Raw genomic sequence first — 3,118 nt, 5'->3', positions numbered from 1 at the left:
CTGGTCTGCGAAGCCCGCGCCTGGCGCACACCGATCACCTGGAAGGTGCAGGCCGCGGGGCGGCACTTCGCGCTGAACGCGCTGGCGGTGCTGGCGGCCTCTCATGTGCTGGGGCTGGACCGCGCGCTGGCGCTGGCGGCGCTTGGTCGCTGGGTCCCACCTGCGGGGCGCGGGCTGCGCCAGCGCCGGGTGCTCGACCCGCTGGAACGGGCGCTGTCCTTCGAACTGATCGACGATGCCTTCAACGCAAACCCCGCCTCGATGGGGGCCGCGCTGGACGTGCTGGCCGCCGCCCATCCCCGAGACAACCTCGGCCGCCATGCCCAGGGCCGCCGCATCGCCGTGCTGGGCGAGATGCTGGAACTGGGTGCCGCCGAGATGGAGATGCACGCCGAGATGGCCCGTCACCCGGCGCTGGACCATATCGACCTGGTGCATTGTGTCGGGACCCGGATGCAGCCCTTCTACGAGGCGCTGCCCGATCATCGCCGCGGCCGCTTCAGCAAGACCGCCCGGCCCCTGGCCGACGAGGCCCTGCGGCTGGTCGATGCCGGCGATGTCGTGCTGGTCAAGGGCTCCAAGGGGTCGAAGGTCTCGACCGTGGTTGACGCCCTGCGCAAACTGAGCCATCCCGCCGACGACTGACGTCCCCCCGGAAAGGACCACTCCCCGATGCTCTACTGGCTGACCGCTCTCTCGGATGGCGGAGACCTGTTCAATCTCTTCCGCTACATCACCTTCCGCGCGGGCGGAGCCTTCCTGACGGCGCTGCTCTTCGGCTTCTTCTTCGGGCCGCGGCTGATCAACGTGCTGCGGCGCAGCCAGGGCAAGGGGCAGCCGATCCGCAGCGACGGTCCCGAGGGACACCTGGCCAAGGCCGGCACGCCGACCATGGGCGGGCTGCTGATCGTCGGCGCGCTGACCAGCTCGACCCTGCTCTGGGCCCGCTGGGACAATGCCTATGTCTGGCTGGTGCTCTTCGTCACCCTGGCCTTCGGGCTGATCGGCTTTGCCGACGACTATGCCAAGGTCTCCAAGCAGAACACCAAGGGGGTCTCGGCCCGCACGCGACTGGTGCTCGGTTTCCTGATCGCGCTGGTCGCGGCGCTCTGGGCCAGCTGGTTCCACCCCGACGACATGCGCTTTGCCCTGGCGCTGCCGGTGTTCAAGGACGTGCTGCTGCACCTCGGCGTCTTCTTCGTGCCCTTCGCCATGTTCGTCATCGTCGGTGCCGCCAATGCGGTGAACCTGACCGACGGGCTGGACGGGCTGGCGATCATGCCGGTGATGATCGCCTCGGGCGCGCTTGGCATCATCGCCTATTTCGTCGGCAACACCACCTTCACCGACTACCTCGGCCTGCACTACGTGCCCGGCACCGGCGAGATCGTGATCTTCGTCGCCGGGCTGATCGGCGGCGGCCTGGGCTTCCTGTGGTACAACGCCCCGCCGGCGGCTGTCTTCATGGGCGACACCGGCAGCCTCGCGCTTGGCGGCGCGCTCGGCGCCATCGCGGTGGCCACCAAGCACGAGATCGTGCTGGGCATCGTCGGCGGCCTTTTCGTGGTCGAGGCGCTCTCGGTGATCATCCAGGTGCTCTACTTCAAGCGCACCGGCAAGCGGGTCTTCCTGATGGCCCCGATCCACCACCACTACGAGAAGAAGGGCTGGGCCGAGCCGACCATCGTGATCCGCTTCTGGATCATCTCGCTGATCCTGGCGATGATCGGCCTCGCCACGCTGAAACTGCGCTGAGGGGCCATTTGGGGGGCAGGGGGGGGCGCTGCCCCCCGTCAGCAAGCTGACTCCCCCCGCAGTATTTGTGGCCATCGGATAGGGGCAAGAGGTCCTTGTTCCATCCGATGGCTGGAAATACTGCCGCCGGAGGCAGCGCCCGGCACTGGCGCCCCCCTTGCATCCCGGCGCGGCGCCGCATCACTCTTCATTCGCAGATCAAGGGAGTAGCAGATGATTCCGGTTCAGGGTTTCGAAGGCCAGATGGTCGCTGTCCTGGGGCTTGGCCGGTCGGGCCTGGCCACCGTGAGGGCGCTGCGTGCGGGCGGTGCCGAAGTGGTGGCCTGGGATGACGGCCCCCGCGCCGCCGAGGTGGCCGAGGCCGAGGGAATCGCGCTGCGCAAGCTCTCCCGTCCCGAGGCCTTCGAGGGGATCGCCTGCCTGGTGACCTCGCCCGGGATCCCGCATCTCTATCCTGCGCCCCATCCCGCCATCGCCGCCGCGCTGGAGGCCGGGGTGCCGGTCGACAACGACATCGGCCTGTTCTTCCGCTCGCTCGGGCAGGGCGACTGGGACGAGTTCGACACCCTGCCCAAGGTGGTCGCGGTGACCGGCTCGAACGGCAAGTCGACGACCTCGGCGCTGATTGCCCATGTGCTTGAGCATGTCGGGCGCGATGTGCAGCTGGCGGGCAATATCGGGCGCGGTGTGCTGGACATCGACCCACCCGGCGATGGCGGCGTCGTGGTGCTGGAGCTGTCGTCCTACCAGACCGATCTGGCGCGGGCGCTGACGCCCGACGTGGCGGTCTTCACCAACCTCTCGCCGGACCACCTCGACCGCCATGCCGGCCTGGGCGGCTATTTCGCCGCCAAGCGCCGGCTGTTCGCCGAGGGCGGGCCGGATCGCGCCGTGGTGGGGGTGGACGAGCCCGAGGGGCTGTTCCTCGCCGGGCAGCTTTCGGTCGCGCCCGAGGATGACCGGGTGATCCGCGTCTCCTCGGCCCGCAAGCTCTCGGGGCCGGGCTGGATGGTCTATGCGCGCAAGGGCTTCCTGTCGGAATACCGCAAGGGGAGGCAGGTCGGCTCGATCGACCTGCGCGAGGTGACCGGCCTGCCGGGCGCCCACAACCACCAGAACGCCTGTGCCGCCTATGCGGTGGCGCGCTCCCTCGGCCTGGCGCCGCGGGTGATCGAGGCCGCCTTCCACAGCTTCGGCGGGCTGCCGCACCGCTCGCAGCGCATTGCCGAGGCGGGCGGGGTGATCTTCGTCAACGATAGCAAGGCGACCAATGTCGACAGCGCGAAACAGGCGCTGCGGGCCTTCCGGCGCATCCGCTGGATCTGCGGCGGCTTGCAGAAGGAAGGCGGCCTGGCGCCGCTTC

General features: G+C 69.2%; 3 protein-coding genes. All 3 read left to right on the top strand.

Annotation, left to right across the window (positions count from 1 at the left end; all coding sequences use genetic code 11):
- Positions 1–645: glutamate ligase domain-containing protein (locus tag OS124_RS0107305; RefSeq protein WP_029375254.1), on the top strand; the 645-nt coding region annotated here is incomplete at its 5' end.
- Between the two features lie 27 nt (positions 646–672).
- Positions 673–1,755, top strand: coding sequence for a phospho-N-acetylmuramoyl-pentapeptide-transferase (gene mraY, locus OS124_RS0107300; protein ID WP_010138804.1), 1,083 nt, complete (start codon positions 673–675; stop codon positions 1,753–1,755).
- A gap of 213 nt (positions 1,756–1,968) precedes the next feature.
- On the top strand, positions 1,969–3,118 hold a 1,150-nt coding region (gene murD, locus OS124_RS0107295; RefSeq protein WP_010138803.1), incomplete at its 3' end, for a UDP-N-acetylmuramoyl-L-alanine--D-glutamate ligase.

Origin of the sequence: Oceanicola sp. S124, from assembly GCF_000220565.1 — a bacterium.
Lineage (GTDB): Bacteria > Pseudomonadota > Alphaproteobacteria > Rhodobacterales > Rhodobacteraceae > Pseudooceanicola.
The sequence above is the reverse complement of the archived record's forward strand: the minus strand, read 5'-3'. Positions and strand labels throughout refer to the sequence as shown.